We start from the raw sequence: 16197 nt of genomic DNA, 5'->3' as shown, positions 1-16197 counted from the left end.
TTCTCTTTCAAAATTTAATTTTGAGATTAATTATATGTCAATTCGTCAAAATCATCTATCATTGCTGATTTTTTTTCAGTTTCAAGATCTGACATACTTTGCTCATCCCTGTCTGTAAATGAATTGTGTTCTGGAAATAGACCATATTCATCAAGATGTGGATTGATAACCTTATTAACAACAGCCCCAGGAAATATACGCATAATTTCTTTTACGATTGGTTCAGATGCAACTTTGTCAAAATCGGCCTGAACCTGTAAAGATTCCTGTTCCATCAAGGTTGGTTCACCCTTTTGCTGGGAAAGAACAATTGTCCATCGCAACCCTGAATGTTCATTCAACAATCTTGATAATTGTTGGGGCAGATTTGCGGGAGCCCTATCTTCAATTCTTATTTCAATCATTGGTGGTGCGAATTTAACCAGATGAACCGCGTTACGTAAATGGGCATGCAAAATTGCAGCCTGTTGCTGCTTTACAAAAGATATAATTTCCCGCCAACTGTTCCATAAAATTTTGGGGTTTTCGATCTCAGGATTTTGTTTAGGTAATGACAGGACTTCAGATTTTGGTTGTATCAATGAATTTAAGGCATAAGCTTTACCATATCCATGAAAATTGACACCCTCTTTTGATACAGATACCAATGACGTTGGCTTTGATGATTGCATATCTGAAGATGATAATGAGGAATGATGAGAATATTGGTCTGACTTCTTTTCCGGGGAATTGGATAAATGATTGATTATTTCACCAGGAGTGGGTAAATCGGCTATAAAACATAAACGAATCAAAATCATTTCAGCTGCTGCCTTACGATTGGGAGCCATATCAACCTCCTTAATCCCTTTAAGCAGCATTTGCCATGCGCGGCCCAATACGGGTATGGAAAGCACGGAAGCCATATGACCACCACGATTTCGTTCAAGTTCTGATAATTCAGAACTATTTTGCAAATTTGGCAATGATTTCATTCTTGAAAGAAGATGAATTAGTTCCAGAAGATCGGATAATAACACGCCCAGATCAACGCCACCTGCATAAGCCTGTTCAGTCAAGCTTAGAACCTGATCAGCTTTTCCTGACATAACCGCTTCAAGTAAATCGAATATTAGGGTTTTATCCGCAAAACCCAACATGCCTGAAACAGCTTCAGCCGTTATTTCATGATCCCGCTTATCATTTTCTGGCTGATCAGGGATAGTGGCACGGCCAAGTGCAATAGCCTGATCTAACAAGGATAAACCATCCCGGACCGATCCATCAGCTGCACGCGCAATCAAATGAATAGCCTCATCAGATATGTTTACTTTTTCCCGATTTGAAATTTTTTGAAAAAATTGACTTAGCTGATCCTGCGGGACACGTCGCAGATCAAACCGTTGACAACGTGATAATACCGTTACGGGAACCTTGCGAATTTCAGTTGTCGCAAAAATGAATGTAACCTGGTCAGGTGGCTCCTCGAGTGTTTTCAACAATGCATTAAACGCATTACGCGATAACATATGAACTTCATCAATGATATAAACCTTCATCCTGGCCTGAATGGGACGGAAACGTGAACCGTCTATAATTTCCCTTACATCATCAACACCTGTATGAGAAGCTGCATCAATCTCCAATACATCAGGATGCCGATCTGCCAAAATTGCCTTGCAATTTGGACAAACACCACAGGGATCTGCCGTAGGTCCACCCTGACCATCAACCCCTATACAATTTAATGCACGCGCGATAATACGGGCGGTTGTTGTTTTGCCAACTCCTCTAACTCCCGTAAGCATAAAAGCATGAGCAACTCTACCCATTGCAAAAGCATTGCGCAGAGTGCGTACCATCGTTTCTTGACCGATCAAATCCTTGAAATCCTGAGGTCTATATTTTCGTGCCAAGACACGATAGGACTTTTCATCAGATGAGGGTTTGATCTCAGAATCATCGCTCGATAAGGATTCAAATAATCCAGCAGACTCTATATCTGGGGTGGGTAATTGCTCGTCCGGAATATCTTTCATTAACAACCATTCCAGAAAATATGATAAAATCAGGTTTTGCGAATTTTGATTATACCACTAAATTACCTGAGATTCTAATTTATTTGTCTTAAATCCAAGGAAAGCTTGAATGACCCAAACGATACTCGTGATGGCTGCTTCCTTCCGGACCTGACCGAGTTCACAAGGTGTTCGTCCACCCAAGCTTTCCAGTTTCTTTCTATTACAAATTAAAAAAAATTGGCAAGTATTTTTTTTGATTTTCAAAAAAATTATTTTTTATATGTATAATCAAAAATTAATATCCTATCGCTCCCCCGCCAGCATGACGATAATCCATCCCGCCATAATAAACAGTCTTTCCGTTTTTATCATGTTCAACAAGAATCCCTTCGGCAATTCCCCAAGTAGAGTAAAGATCCAAGGGATAGTTTTTTCTTTTTAAAATTTTACGAACTTGACCGCTTAACGCATTATGTTCAAGCTGAATTCCCTGAGGCTGCCATTGTTCATGTATACGGGGGAGATTAATCGCCTGCTGAATATTCATTTTGTAATCAATGACACCTGTTATCACAGAAAGAATAATAGTGGGAATTCTTGACCCCCCAGGGCTGCCTATAACCATAAAGACCTTATTGTCTTTGGAAACTATTGTTGGTGTCATTGAAGATAAGGGCGTTTTCCCCGGGGCAATTTCATTAGCCTTACCCCCGATTATTCCATACATATTTGCTTCACCTGGCACCGTGGAGAAATCATCCATTTCGTCATTCATAATTATACCGGTATTGCCAGCAACAACCCTCGCTCCATACCAGCCATTAAGCGTATAGGTTAATGAAACCGCCATGCCATCCTTGTCAATAACAGAAAAATGCGTCGTTTCATTTCTTTCATGTGATAATAATGCTTTTCTTTCCTTCTTATTCAACGATGTTGCCTCGGTAACCTTTCCTGGAACCAAATCAGAGGAATTAACCGCTTTTTTAAAGGTCAGGCTTTTGCGTATTTTTTCTGCATAATCGGGATCATTCAGGTGTTTTACAGGATTATCAACAAATTCTGGATCCCCCAAATCTCTCCGATCTGAATAGGCCCGACGCATTGCTTCAACCTGTCTTTCCACCGCAGGAACTGTCTGAAGACCCATTTTATGTAAATCATAACCGGATAAAATATTTAACATTTCGCACAAAGCTATTCCCCCTCCACTTGGAGGCGGGGCTGTATCAATATGATAACCTCGATAAGAACAGGTTAATGGCAGCATCATTCGTGGATGATAATTTTCAAAATCTTTCAAGGACAATATTCCACCATGCTTTTTACTGGCATTAACTATTTTTTTTGCAATTGAACCATGATAGAAAACATCTTCCCCATGCTTTGAAATAGTTTGCAAGGTATCTGCCAAATCTTTTTGACGAAAGATATCCCCTTTTTTCCATGGATTTCCATCTGATTTAAGAAAAATTTTAGCTGCATTGCGATCTTTGGCAAAATCAGACAGAGAAGTCGCCATCAGATCGATATCTTCCTGCGTCAAGATATATCCATTTTGCGCAAGTTTAATAGCTGGGGCCATTAATTCCGCACGAGACTTGCTTCCCCATCGTTTACGCAACATTTCCATACCTGCCACCGTTCCCGGAATAGCAACAGCTTTCCATCCCAATATAGAAGCATTGGGAATTTTCTTTCCATTACTGTCAACAAACATTTTGGAAGTTGCTGCTTTTGGCGCCTTCTCTCGAAAATCTATAAAATAAGCCTGTCCATTTGGTGAACGAAGCGTGAGGAACCCCCCACCCCCTAAATTTCCAGCGGCAGGATAGGTAACCGCCATTGCATAGGCAACTGCCACAGCTGCATCAGCTGCATTTCCGCCATTCTTTAAAACCTCAGATCCAATTTTTGCAGCAAGATTACTTGCCGAAACAACCATTCCTTTTGACGCCACAACAGGTTCTGAAGACATGGTTTCTTGAGCAACCTCACCAAATGCTAAGGCATCAACCCCATTACCAACCTGCGCATAAACTGCCCCAGAAAAACAACCACTTGAAAGGAGTAATATACCTAATGAATATTTATATTTTTTTTGTCTTATTTCTTTAATTACGCTTTTCATATTACTTCCTGAACGTGTATTATTTAATTAAAATATTTCTGAAAAAATCTATTAAAGAAATATTCTTTATATCTTGCATAAACAAACATAACACAATTTTATTTTTAATATAAAAATAGACAAAATAACACTTACAAAATATATATTAACTTTCAATATTTTATTTTAAGGTTTTTTCAATGAGTGTTATTATTGCATTTAGAACTCATATTTGGAATGATGATATCGAATATATGGCAAGACGCCTTAAAGGTTCTTTTAGCAAAGCTGATTTTATTATTCTTGCTGATGAAAGCAGGGAGATCTTGGATGTAGGTGATTTTCCTAAAATAGGTCATACCTCTGATTTTTCTGAATTCAATATCCCGAATATTCCCGGTCAAAAAACTTTATGGTATAACGCTGATTATCCTTTATATGCCTTACGCAAAGCCTTGCCTAACTATAATCATTATATAATGATTGAAAATGATGTCTTAATAAATATTAATCTAGACCCCTTAATAACATCCCTTGAAAAAAAACAGACAGATTTAATTGCCCACAACATTTTAAGTATACCGGATCATTGAGTTTTCAAAGATACGATAACACCCTATTTTAAAAATTCTAAATATTGTTTTTTACCGGTATTGGCACTATCCGCTCGGGCAATTGACCATCTTCTTGTAAAAAAACAGGAAATTTCACACCTATACAATAATGATAATTCCATCATATGGCCATATTGTGAGGGATTTATTCCATCAGCTGTTTTTGAAATGGAAAATCCTATTGTAGAAGAATTGCGCAATTTTTGCAAATTACAACCATATGATTTTTGTAGTGGTTATTACTATCTTGATCCATATGTTAATATTCATGGAACGATATGCCATCCTGTCAAAGGCAAAGATTTTGTGGAACGTTGCATAACACATGACGGTATCAATCCAATTTTCAATCCACGTTCTTCATTAAGAAGAGGTCTAAAGAATCTTAAGCCCAGTGACTTTTATCAATATATTCATGATACAATAAAAAAGACAGGAAATGTGGGTTTTTATCAACAATTCAATGAAATTGCACTTCAGGAAAGATGGATAAAAAAACCTGAGGCCGTAAACTGGGCGCTTGGTGGTAAAGCTTCACAATCATCCGTTTGTGCACATTCAAAATTCAATAACATATACAAAGATGCTGCGGGCGCAGTTAATGGACGTATTGGTCCAGATTACAATTTTCATACTGCAACGGAATATAACCCTTGGTGGAAACTGGAATTACCTCGCACAATCAACATTAAACATATAATAATTTATAACCGTCTAAACTTTGAAGATCGTGCCTCAAAAATAAAAGTTGAAATATCTGATGATCACGAAAACTGGATAATTGTCGCTGATTATCCTGACGGAATTATTTTTGGTGGAGCCGATGGCAATCCATTAATTATAAAAGTGAATAATATTAACGCTCAATATGTCAAAATAAGTCTTTATGACGAAAATATATTACATTTAAATCAAGTAGAAGTATATGACCAATAAAATTTGATTTCTCATTATCCAAAAATTAAAGCTAGCTTGTTATTACAACATAGCCAGCTTTTCAAGAATAATTTATAACTTATCTATTTGGACACTGTTTTGACAAGGCTGTAAAAACATCTGCGACAGCTACAGCACCCGGATCAGGATTTCCCGCCAAACTACCACTGTTCAAATAGGATGAACGTCCTGCATTTGCTTTCGTTGCTTTTGCCGTATTTTCAACGCCTTTTTCAGCCGCTTGAACGGCGCCTTTTAAATCATTCTGATCTTTAAGCAATATTTCCAAAGCAGGTTGCAAAGCATCAATCATCGTACGATCCCCAAGGTCAGCTCCACCATAATGTTTCATCTGTTTTAAGCCAAATACAAGACCTTCAACAAATGATGAACCTTCAGCGATTTTTTGACCTGTTGCAGTAAAGAAAATCGACATTAAAACGCCACTGGAGCCCCCCATAACAACAGCCAGTCTTTCACCAATGACTAGACAGAGTTTTGTCAGATCGTTTAGGGGTAATTGATTGGTATTTAACAATTCGGCAATACCTCTTGCCCCTGCAGCAAATGTTGAACCTGTATCTCCATCCCCAACCTTGGCATCCAGATCATTCAATTTTCCTTCAAGATCACTCAATGTCTTTGTAACAACGGCGATAACATTTGCCACAACTGGATTATCAGAAGGTGTGAATTGCACTTTAGTTTCAACAGGATTAACAGGCATATGTACAATTTTAGCAGGTTGAACAGCCTTAAAAGATCCTGTAATTTCAACAGGTGCTGTCAAAGCGCTGACGATTTTGTCATCCAAAACCATGGCTGATAATGAAAAGCCCTTCATGTCAAGCGCTGTCGTAAACCAGTCTGGTCCTACAATCCAGTCAATATTTGAAGCAAGTGCAGAATATGAAAGTTCTTTAGCCAAAATGGCCATTTCTGTAACCGAAACACCGCCCAGATTATTCAACATGACGGCAAGACGATCCGAATCATTTATACAAGCCTTGATTTTTGCTGTCATGATATCCATGATTTCACGACTATTTTGAGTATTAATTGTCGTGGCGCCTGGTTCACCATGAATACCAAGACCCAGTTCAATAGACCCTTCCGGAATTCGTTTATCATCACTTTGGGACTGGGGTAAATCACACCCAGTCATGGCAACTCCCAGGCTAAAAATCTGCCTATTTGCATAATCAACAAATTTTTTAACTTCCTCAAGAGAATACCCGGTCTCGGCAGCATAACCGGCCATTTTATGGACAAAAATAGTGCCAGCAATACCACGTGGCTGTTTATTGTCAGGTAAAGAAATATCATCCTTAACCATAACAACTTCTACCTTGTAGCCTAACTGTTTTGCCTTTTCAGCCGCAAGTCCAAAATTTAAACGATCTCCTGTATAATTTTTGATTACCAATAAACAGCCAGCTTCACCTGTTACTGTTGTAATGGCGGTCAATACGGCATCAACTGAAGGAGAGGCAAACAAATCGCCACATACAGCGGCTGTCAACATCCCTTTACCGACAAATCCCAAATGAGTAGGCTCATGTCCAGATCCCCCCCCCGAAATAACGGCAACTTTTTTCTTATCCCAGTCTTTACGAACCACAATTCGCATAGAAGGGTCAGTATCAAGTTTCACAAGATTATTATAGGGAGCTGTGACTAATGTACCTTCAATAGCATCATTCACTAATGAAGCACGATCATTAAAAAAGAAATTGGACATTTTATATCTTTCATTTTTGAAAGTTCAAATCACTATAAATTGACTTATAATATCTATATATAATAATTAAATAAAGACTTAATAAGACAACCGTTTGTTTTATTATTTATAATTTTAATTGAACTAAACAAATTAACATCATTTATAATGCTCGATAGTCAATTTTATAATAATGCCAGTTTAATGAACGTTTTTAAAACATTAATTAAAACTTTTGGTCTTGATATATTGTTTAAATACAAGACCAAAGCATTCTTATCCTATGGTAAATACTTTAATTTATAATAATTTTATAAATAAATAATTATTTGGAGTTTCCAAAAATAAAAAACTTGATTGAAATTAAGTTTCAACTCTATCTAGAAATTCTAAATAACTCAATATTACAACGTTTTTGAAATTCTCATCTATATTGTTTTGATGAATTTATTAGTCTTAAATTAGAATTTCAAACAAATATTCATTTTATATAACTCTTTATCAAATTTTGATTTATTAATTTCCATTTTGATAAAAATCATCAAATATAAGGAGGACAATTCCAACCTTTGGGTGAATAGGTGAATACTTCACATCCATCTTCAGTTACTCCCATCATATGTTCAAATTGCGCACTGAGAGATCGATCACGCGTTACGGCTGTCCAGTCATCATCAAGAATTTTAACGTCTGCCTTACCAGCGTTTAACATAGGTTCAATAGTGAAAACCATTCCTGGTTTTAGCACAAGTCCCTGCCCCTTTTTTCCATAATGCAATACATTGGGTTCTTGATGAAAAACGCGTCCAATTCCATGACCACAAAAATCGCGTACAACAGAAAAACGCTGTGATTCTGCATATTGCTGAATGACGTAACCTATATCTCCCAAAGTGTTCCCGGGTTTAACAATATCTATTGCCCTTTTCAGACTTTCATAGGTTACATCTATCAATCGTTGTGCCAAACGTGAGGCCTTGCCAACGACATACATACGGCTACTGTCACCAAACCATCCATCAAGAATAGATGTAACATCGATATTAACAATATCTCCATTTTTTAATTTACGATCTCCAGGAATACCGTGACAAACTACATGATTGATAGATATACAACAAGATTTTGGAAAACCACGATAGTTAAGTGGTGCTGGAATGGCACCTTTATCAATTGTATAATCATGAATAATCTGGTTAAGTTCGTCTGTTGTAACACCTTCCTGAACATGAGGAGTAATCATGTCAAGTGTTTCTGCTGCCAAACGTCCCACAGCTCTTAACCCAACAAAATCCTCTTGAGTGTAAAACATCATGCGACGATCTGTCATTCCTAACTCTCCAATAAGACTTTATCAAATTACCAATAATAAATAACTTGGTATAATTTACGAACTTTTCTTATATACCTAGCTAGGATTATGATCCCTGTCCAGTCTTACTTTTTCCGATTATGTCTGGATATGGTATGATGTCTCACAGCCGCCTTTTTGATATTACGCTTAAAAATCGAATCCCGTTTTTTTGCAATTGAAGTACGTGACGAGGCCTGTGCCACTTCAACCGACTTTTTACCTCTTGTAGTACGGGTTGCACGAACAAGAATTACTTTTGGATGTTTATTATAACGTGGGTGTTTTTTCAAGGAATTTGTTCTTGCCAGATAAACCGGTCTAGCAACAGGAGCCACACCACTTTTTGCAAATCCGTCATCTAGTGCACTCATCATGTATTGATTTCGTGAACCATTACTTGGTGCACCCATAACAACACCAATCAAACGGACATTATCATGAACGGCTGATCCTACAAGATTATGCCCTGCCGCAGCTGTATAACCTGTTTTTAACCCATCCGCGCCAGCATAACCTTTTAACAAGGGATCGTGATTGGGAATTGTCCGTCCACGAAAATAAAAGTAAGGTGTTCTGAACAAAGGATAATATTGAGGAAAATCCGAAATCAAATGTTGTGCCAAAATTGCCAAATCACGCGCAGTTGTTAGTTGCCCAGGATTTGGAAGGCCAGAAGCATTATAAAAACGTGTCCGATTCATTCCCAAAACTTTGGCCTGTTGTGTCATCATTTTGGCAAAGCGTTCTTCGTCTCCACCTCCAATAAATTCACCAAGAGCGCTAGCCGCATCATTCGCGGATTTAGTAATCAAGCCTAAAACAGCTTCCCTGACAGTAATATATGAACCTGGACGGACTCCTAATTTGGAAGGTTCCATTGAAGCTGCATGAATGGTTATAGGAATTCTCTGATCAAATCGTATGGCATTGGCATTTAAGGCACGAAATGCCATATATAAGGTCATCATTTTTGTCAAACTGGCTGGAAACCGTTTCAAATCAGCATCCTGTTCTGACAAGACTCGGCCATTAACGTCCATTACAATTGAACTGATTCGTCCTACATACTGGGCATGCGCACAATGCGCATAAAATAGTGTATAAGAATATACAGCCGTAAAAAAAACTAAGAAAAAATTCCTAGACGTTTTTCTCATAATTTTCTTAAGACTTACGGTAAAGTTTAACTGTTTCAATTTTTTTATATGATTGCAATAAGTGGACACTTTAATTTTCCAGCTTCTTTTTCATTAAACGTTTACTTAACCTTTAAAAATGATTAACTTCTTAAATTGTTTTGTTTATTTTTGGAATCAAATCCCCATGTTAAACAAAACGTTACAAGAAATTGCACTACTATCTTTACGAATATATATTTGGAACTTTATATTCATATAAAAAATATACATCTGAATTTACGCCATATTTTGTAACCATACAAGTCCAAATCAAAATCATTCAATTTGATTCTTCCTTAATTTGAACCTTAACAAAATATTTTATGAAATTTATAAAATGCACTCCAAATACATCATAATGAATCCCTTTAGTAAATCATTTTCTCTTTATTGTATGACTTCCAACCAGAACCAGCATGATTCTAGAAAGAACACAAAAACGCTGACAAAAACAAATTTGAAGAAACCCACCCTGTATAAAGTTCTTATGCTCAATGATGATTTCACTCCCATGAATTTTGTCATTTACACATTGGAAACAATATTCAGAAAAACAACTGAAAATGCTGTTTCAATCATGTTAAAAATCCATCACAATGGAATAGGAATATGTGGTATATTCACATACGAGGTTGCTGAAACAAAAGTTATGCAGGTTATGAATCTTGCCAAACAACATCAATATCCACTGCAATGCCTATTAGAAAAAGAATAAATTTAATTAAATATGATTTGATCAAAATATTAACTGTATAAACCCTTTTCAATAACTATATAATAAATAAAAGGAATATGTAGGATTTCTCTTTCGATATTTCACAGTTTGAAAGTTTAAATGATGTTATCTGATAACTTAGAACATTCCTTACGACAAGCTTTTGAGTTTGCTTTAAATTTTCAACATGAATACATGACGCTTGAACATTTGCTCTATGCATTAACAGGCGATCCCGATGCTATTGTAATTTTTGAAGCCTGTCAGATAAATCTTGAAAAATTACGTCAAGATATCTTCACATTTATTAAAAATGACCTGAATATTCTAGTAACTGAAAAAAAACCATCCCCCAAACCCACGCATGCATTTCAAAGGGTCATTCAAAACGCGTCTGTCCATCTTTCTTCAGACCCAAGTGAAAAAATTAGTGCCGTGCATGTTTTAATTGCTCTTTTTTCTGAGCAGGAAAGTCATGCGGTTTACTTTTTACAAATGCATAATTTGTCAAAATTGGACATTCTGAATTTTATCGCACATGGTATAACAAAAAATACAGAATCCACCCATTTTTTTGGATCAAATTTTTTACCTCAGAATGATATCGATAACCAGTTGAATGATCTGTTTACCTATACTGAAAAAGAAAATTCAAACTCTAAGAATACCAATCCCTTACAACTTTATTGCGTTAATCTAAACGATAAAGCCCGTCAAAACCGTATTGATCCCTTGATTGGAAGGCAATATGAAATTCAGCGTGCAATCCAAATATTGGCACGCCGGACAAAAAACAATCCATTATTGGTTGGAAATCCTGGTGTAGGAAAAACCGCTATTATAGAAGGTCTCGCCTTACAGATTGTAAACAAGACAGCACCTGAGTTATTGCATAATTCTATAATTTATGCATTAGACATGGGAGTTTTATTGGCTGGTACACGATATAGAGGTGATTTTGAAGAACGTTTAAAATCCCTCATTCAATCCATTAAACAAGAAAAAAATGCCATTCTTTTTATTGACGAAATTCATACAATAGTCGGGGCTGGTTCCACTTCAAACGGATCCATGGATGCATCAAACCTTTTAAAACCTGCACTCGCCGAAGGCAGTTTAAAATGTATCGGATCAACTACCTATAAGGAATATCGGCAATATATTGAAAAAGATCATGCCTTAGTCAGAAGATTTCAAAAAATCGATATTCCCGAACCTTCGATAGATGAAACAATCAACATCTTAAAAGGTCTTAAAAAAAATTATGAAAAATATCACAATGTAAAATACACTCATGATGCTCTTGAAACAGCGGTTACCCTATCTGCCAGATATATTCATGACCGTAAATTTCCTGATAAAGCATTAGACATAATTGATGAGGTTGGTGCTATACAGGCCATTTCCCCTGCCAAAAAACGCAAAAAAACGATTACAGTCAATGACATTGAAAAAACAATTGCTAATATCGCCCGCATTCCTGAAAATACTGTTTCAACCAGTGATAAAAAGGTTCTCTCTCAAATTGATAATAAACTGAAAAAAGTTATTTTTGGGCAGGATCAAGCAATTGAGACATTAGCTTCAGCCATAAGAATTTCCCGTGCAGGATTGCGTTCCGAAAGAAAACCAATAGGTAACTACCTCTTTGCAGGACCAACAGGCGTTGGAAAAACAGAAATCGCTCGACAACTTTCAATTCATCTTGGCATCAAGCTTATCCGATACGACATGTCTGAATATATGGAAAAACACTCTGTTTCAAGAATGATTGGTGCACCACCCGGTTATATCGGTTTTGATCAGGGTGGATTGTTGACAGATATAATTGACCAGAATCCCTATGCCATTCTTCTTCTTGATGAAATTGAAAAAGCTCATCCTGATTTACATAATATTCTTTTACAGGTAATGGATCATGGTATTTTAACAGATCATAATGGTAAGGAAATTAATTTTCGAAATATTATCATTATTATGACCACCAATACAGGGGCAACAGAATTTGCTCGTTCAGCAATTGGTTTTGTAAAAAATCATCAAGCAGGATATGCAAACGAGGCCATAAACGAAAAATTTTCACCAGAATTCAGAAATCGTCTTGATGCGATTATTAATTTTAGACCTTTATCAAAACCAATCGTTGCTCAAATTATTGATAAATTCATTAATGAATTAAACACTAGATTATCAAATAAAAACATTATTATAGAAATTTCCAAATCGGCAAAGGATTGGCTGGTTGAAAATGGATATGATCCATTATATGGAGCACGCCCTATGCATCGTATTATTCAGGACTTTATTAACAAACCCCTCTCTAATGAAATATTGTTTGGTACATTAACAAAAGGTGGCAAAGTTCATGTAATAGTAAAAAATAATAAAATATTCCTTAATTGCATAAAAGAAATAAATTCAATTCTATCAAGAAAAAACGAGCTGGTTTAAAATATATTCTACTTTATCATCAAAATTTCAAAAAATGATGTTTCAAAACGCATAATCTTATTTTTATATTTAAAATTCTAATTGAATTAATAATATTTTATACCATTTATAATCACATAACCTGGATAGGGCCATTTTCTGCTTGCTCCCTTATGCGTCCAATCAACTCCCTGATGTCTTGGACTATCATAATAATATCGCCCGACAACTTCAGCATAGTCCCCTCTTTTTACCCAAGGCCAGGTTGGAGCTTTCATTTCATCGAGATTATTCACAATTCGAATAGATACACCTTTCCCGATATAAAGATAAAAATAACCATGTAAGCCACTTCTGGTATAACGTGCATCACTTACTGTGATCACCTTACCACAAAGATGAACAGGAACATCCTTAAAAGTTAAATGTTCAATATTATTTTCATACTCTTGTTGAATATGTAAAAAATTTTCATTATCACATTTATCAGAAGCAGGTTGTGCCAGACTTTGAAAAGAGTAAAAAAAGAGGCTGGACAATATGAACAGCCAAGAAAAAAAACGAGCTTCAATAATCATTGAAGATTATTCCTTAGACTTATTTAGATTTTTTATTTTTTTATCTTTACCGATTTTTTTATTCTTTTTGATTTTTTTTCCTACTTTATTATTAGAAAATTTACCTCCTAATTCAGCTTTCAGTGAATTTAAAGATTCCAGAACTTCTTGACTTGGCTTGGGTTCTGGAATATGAAGTTTTTCCAATTCATCAATCATGATTTCCGCAACAACCAAACGTGCAAACCATTTGTTGTTGGCAGGAATCACAAACCAGGGGGCGTTTGGTGCCGCTGTCTGTACAATAACCTCTTGATATGCACCTTGATATTCTTCCCAAAATTGACGCTCTTTTGGATCATTGGGGGAAAATTTCCATTGTTTTTCTTTATTTTCCAAACGTGCCAATAAACGCTTGCGCTGTTCCTCTTTGGATATATTTAAAAAACATTTAACTATTCCAATACCTTGTCGATAAATATATTTTTCGAAATTACGAATATCTTCATAACGGTCAGACCAGAAATTTTTATTGTTAAGCACCCGCAATGGTAGTTTTTGATTGGCCAAAATAGAGGGATGAACCTTGGTAACAAGCACTTCCTCATAATGACTTCGATTAAAAATCGTAATCTTACCTCTGGAAGGAACGGCCATATGAATACGCCACAAATAATCATGCATCAATTCTACAGGACCAGGCTGCTTAAATGAAGTTATCGTAATGCCCTGCGGATTTATTCCAGAAGTGACATGTTTAATCGTGCCGTCCTTACCAGAAGTATCCATACCTTGCAAAGCGACCAATAAAGCTGAATGCCCATTCGCAAATAACAGCTCTTGTAAATAGCTTAACCGTTTAATACGTTTCTTCAGCACTTTTTTTGCTTCTTTGGGAGATAGGGATAATCCGGCAGTATCATCCGCATTATAATCCGTTATAAGAAATTTTTTTCCATCCTCTACACGATATTTTGTTCTTAACAACTCACGTATTGATTGATCCGACATTTAAAGCTCCTTTAATGTTAACGATAAATTATTACGATATATCAATTTCCTGTTTTTACTACTGCAACCCCACCCGGCGCTTGGCAAACAGGCATAAGTTCAATTCGATTAACATTGACATGAGAGGGAAGACTTAAAATCCAACGTACCGTTTCAGCAATATCCATAGCTGTTAAGGGAATTGTACCTTTGTAAACTTCTTTACCTTTAGCAGAATCTTTTAGTCTTACCTCGCTAAATTCGGTTCCACCACAAAGACCCGGTTCAATATTTGTTACCTTCAATGCAGTGCCAACCAGATCAGTTTTAAGATTTAACATAAACTGTTTAACAAATGCCTTTGTCGCACCATAAACATTCCCACCACGATATGGATACGTACCTGCAATACTGCCCAAGGAAATAATATGTCCCCTCTTTCTTTTAAGCATTCCACTAATAACCAACTGAGTCAAATGAATTAATCCGATAATATTTGTTTGAACCATCCGATCCCAATCCTTTAAATCAATATTGGGAATTGGCTCCACGCCAAGTGCCAATCCTGCATTATTGACCAAAACATCAATATTCTGAAATTTAGCTGGTAAACTACCTAATTGACGCAAAAACAATTCTGATTTGGTCATATCCATTTCAAGTGGAAAAATTTTTTCAGGATGTTTGCTTGATAGGGATTCCAATTTATTCATCCTACGTGCTGCTGCAACAACCTGATAACCCTCCTGCACCAATACTTCGGCTATTGCCATTCCAAATCCAGCCGATGCACCTGTGACCAGTACCGTTCCCCTCATGATTTTCGTTCCCCTAACTATTAAAAAAAATAAGTAAATTATAATAATTACATCACCGCAATTATAAATTATTTTTTTGAAACGGACCATTAAAAGCTGTTCATTTACATTTCATTAAATCTGATAGTATAGTTTAATTTGAATCATCTCATTTTAAATAAATTATTATATTTGGTTTCTTTGAAAAATGACACATTCTTTCCTTGATCTTACCAAAGGATTGGCAGGCTGTTTTCTAATGTCAAGTCCTTTTACAACCTCACCCGCATTTGCACAGACGGTTGTATTTATTTGTGCATATTCTCCGAAGGAAGGTACAATGGGCATTGTCATTAACCGCCATATTGCCAAACCAACTCCAAAAGAATTGCTAAATCAGCTTGGAATTAAAACGATGCCAACATCAAATAATTTTTCCATTACAGCGGGTGGTCCAATTGAAAATGCCCATGGTCTGGTTCTGCATACAAATGACTGGAAAGGTAAGGAATCAATCTATGTAACAAAACAAATCAAATTGAGTACAAGCCTAGATATCTTACGTGATTTATCAGAAGGACATGGTCCTTCAAAAGCGTTACTAGCCCTTGGTCATGCCAATTGGTCACCAGGACAGCTGGAAGAGGAACTTAATAATAATCTTTGGTATATTGCCCCCTGTCAGGAAAGCATTTTATACAACAAAAATTTCAAGAATAAATGGTCAGACTGCTATAAATCCATTCTAACAAATCCAAGAAAAATATCTTTATATTCCGGAGAAGCGTGATTTAGT

The 16197-nt window shown here is 36.2% G+C and carries 13 protein-coding genes and 1 other RNA gene; 5 read left to right on the top strand and 9 right to left on the bottom strand.

The genetic code is table 11. From position 1 onward, the window contains the following. Positions 1-26: 26 nt before the first annotated feature. From GN303_RS02890 to ggt, 3 genes are all read right to left on the bottom strand, one after another. The gene (locus GN303_RS02890; RefSeq protein WP_110438739.1) at positions 27-2018 is read right to left on the bottom strand and encodes a DNA polymerase III subunit gamma/tau; all 1992 of its coding nucleotides are present in this window, start codon (positions 2016-2018) and stop codon (positions 27-29) included. A gap of 95 nt (positions 2019-2113) precedes the next feature. Continuing rightward, positions 2114-2208, bottom strand: an RNA gene (gene ffs / locus GN303_RS02885) — signal recognition particle sRNA small type. 87 nt (positions 2209-2295) lie between these two features. Further along, the gene (ggt, locus tag GN303_RS02880) at positions 2296-4131 is read right to left on the bottom strand and encodes a gamma-glutamyltransferase (RefSeq protein WP_110438738.1); all 1836 of its coding nucleotides are present in this window, start codon (positions 4129-4131) and stop codon (positions 2296-2298) included. A 179-nt stretch (positions 4132-4310) separates the two neighbouring features. On the opposite strand from ggt, the gene GN303_RS02875 reads away from it, so the two are divergent. Together GN303_RS02875 and GN303_RS02870 are read left to right on the top strand one after the other, a co-directional pair. Continuing rightward, a complete protein-coding gene (locus GN303_RS02875) occupies positions 4311-4703 on the top strand; it encodes a hypothetical protein (protein WP_110438737.1) in 393 nt (130 codons plus the stop codon). A 60-nt stretch (positions 4704-4763) separates the two neighbouring features. Next, a complete protein-coding gene (locus tag GN303_RS02870) occupies positions 4764-5660 on the top strand; it encodes a discoidin domain-containing protein (protein ID WP_110438736.1) in 897 nt (298 codons plus the stop codon). A 79-nt stretch (positions 5661-5739) separates the two neighbouring features. On the opposite strand, the gene GN303_RS02865 is transcribed toward GN303_RS02870, so the two are convergent. The 3 genes from GN303_RS02865 to GN303_RS02855 form a co-directional block, all read right to left on the bottom strand. After that, on the bottom strand, positions 5740-7401 hold the full coding sequence (locus tag GN303_RS02865; RefSeq protein ID WP_110438735.1) for a dihydroxyacetone kinase subunit DhaK: 1662 nt from the start codon (positions 7399-7401) through the stop codon (positions 5740-5742). Between the two features lie 520 nt (positions 7402-7921). Further along, complete coding sequence (gene map / locus GN303_RS02860; RefSeq protein WP_162988552.1) at positions 7922-8710, bottom strand: type I methionyl aminopeptidase; 789 nt, start codon at positions 8708-8710, stop codon at positions 7922-7924. A 107-nt stretch (positions 8711-8817) separates the two neighbouring features. Beyond that, positions 8818-9774 carry a D-alanyl-D-alanine carboxypeptidase family protein gene (locus GN303_RS02855; RefSeq protein WP_231504074.1) on the bottom strand — a complete coding sequence of 319 codons (957 nt, stop codon included), beginning with the start codon at positions 9772-9774 and terminating at the stop codon, positions 8818-8820. A gap of 532 nt (positions 9775-10306) precedes the next feature. On the opposite strand from GN303_RS02855, the gene clpS reads away from it, so the two are divergent. Continuing rightward, positions 10307-10627, top strand: a complete 321-nt coding sequence (clpS, locus tag GN303_RS02850; protein WP_196424101.1) for an ATP-dependent Clp protease adapter ClpS — start codon at positions 10307-10309, stop codon at positions 10625-10627. Positions 10628-10750: 123 nt separating this feature from the next. After that, a complete protein-coding gene (gene clpA / locus GN303_RS02845; RefSeq protein ID WP_110438999.1) occupies positions 10751-13078 on the top strand; it encodes an ATP-dependent Clp protease ATP-binding subunit ClpA in 2328 nt (775 codons plus the stop codon). 86 nt (positions 13079-13164) lie between these two features. Here the strand turns inward: clpA and GN303_RS02840 are convergent, their stop codons facing one another. Genes GN303_RS02840 through GN303_RS02830 form a run of 3 tightly spaced genes read right to left on the bottom strand, consistent with a single transcriptional unit; the run spans position 13165 to position 15422 of the window. Continuing rightward, positions 13165-13635: a DUF3465 domain-containing protein gene (locus GN303_RS02840; protein WP_110438732.1), complete on the bottom strand. Its 471-nt coding sequence runs from the start codon at positions 13633-13635 to the stop codon at positions 13165-13167. A 6-nt stretch (positions 13636-13641) separates the two neighbouring features. Beyond that, complete coding sequence (locus tag GN303_RS02835) at positions 13642-14625, bottom strand: PPK2 family polyphosphate kinase (RefSeq protein ID WP_110438731.1); 984 nt, start codon at positions 14623-14625, stop codon at positions 13642-13644. 41 nt (positions 14626-14666) lie between these two features. Beyond that, positions 14667-15422 carry an SDR family NAD(P)-dependent oxidoreductase gene (locus tag GN303_RS02830; RefSeq protein WP_110438998.1) on the bottom strand — a complete coding sequence of 252 codons (756 nt, stop codon included), beginning with the start codon at positions 15420-15422 and terminating at the stop codon, positions 14667-14669. Positions 15423-15609: 187 nt separating this feature from the next. On the opposite strand from GN303_RS02830, the gene GN303_RS02825 reads away from it, so the two are divergent. After that, on the top strand, positions 15610-16191 hold the full coding sequence (locus GN303_RS02825) for a YqgE/AlgH family protein (protein WP_110438730.1): 582 nt from the start codon (positions 15610-15612) through the stop codon (positions 16189-16191). The last annotated feature ends 6 nt before the right edge of the window (positions 16192-16197 follow it).

Source organism: Commensalibacter melissae, from assembly GCF_009734185.1.
Lineage (GTDB): Bacteria > Pseudomonadota > Alphaproteobacteria > Acetobacterales > Acetobacteraceae > Commensalibacter > Commensalibacter melissae.
Note: the sequence above shows the minus strand (reverse complement) of the source record. Positions and strands in the feature narration are given on the sequence as shown.

Bases quoted from the DNA above. Each gene is read 5' to 3' on its own strand.
- GN303_RS02890 (WP_110438739.1), bottom strand. From the start codon at position 2,018: ATGAAAGATATTCCGGACGAGCAATTACCCACCCCAGATATAGAGTCT.
- ggt (WP_110438738.1), bottom strand. From the start codon at position 4,131: ATGAAAAGCGTAATTAAAGAAATAAGACAAAAAAAATATAAATATTCA.
- GN303_RS02875 (WP_110438737.1), top strand. From the start codon at position 4,311: ATGAGTGTTATTATTGCATTTAGAACTCATATTTGGAATGATGATATC.
- GN303_RS02865 (WP_110438735.1), bottom strand. From the start codon at position 7,401: ATGTCCAATTTCTTTTTTAATGATCGTGCTTCATTAGTGAATGATGCT.
- map (WP_162988552.1), bottom strand. From the start codon at position 8,710: ATGACAGATCGTCGCATGATGTTTTACACTCAAGAGGATTTTGTTGGG.
- GN303_RS02855 (WP_231504074.1), bottom strand. From the start codon at position 9,774: ATGGACGTTAATGGCCGAGTCTTGTCAGAACAGGATGCTGATTTGAAA.
- clpS (WP_196424101.1), top strand. From the start codon at position 10,307: ATGACTTCCAACCAGAACCAGCATGATTCTAGAAAGAACACAAAAACG.
- clpA (WP_110438999.1), top strand. From the start codon at position 10,751: ATGTTATCTGATAACTTAGAACATTCCTTACGACAAGCTTTTGAGTTT.
- GN303_RS02840 (WP_110438732.1), bottom strand. From the start codon at position 13,635: ATGATTATTGAAGCTCGTTTTTTTTCTTGGCTGTTCATATTGTCCAGC.
- GN303_RS02835 (WP_110438731.1), bottom strand. From the start codon at position 14,625: ATGTCGGATCAATCAATACGTGAGTTGTTAAGAACAAAATATCGTGTA.
- GN303_RS02830 (WP_110438998.1), bottom strand. From the start codon at position 15,422: ATGAGGGGAACGGTACTGGTCACAGGTGCATCGGCTGGATTTGGAATG.
- GN303_RS02825 (WP_110438730.1), top strand. From the start codon at position 15,610: ATGACACATTCTTTCCTTGATCTTACCAAAGGATTGGCAGGCTGTTTT.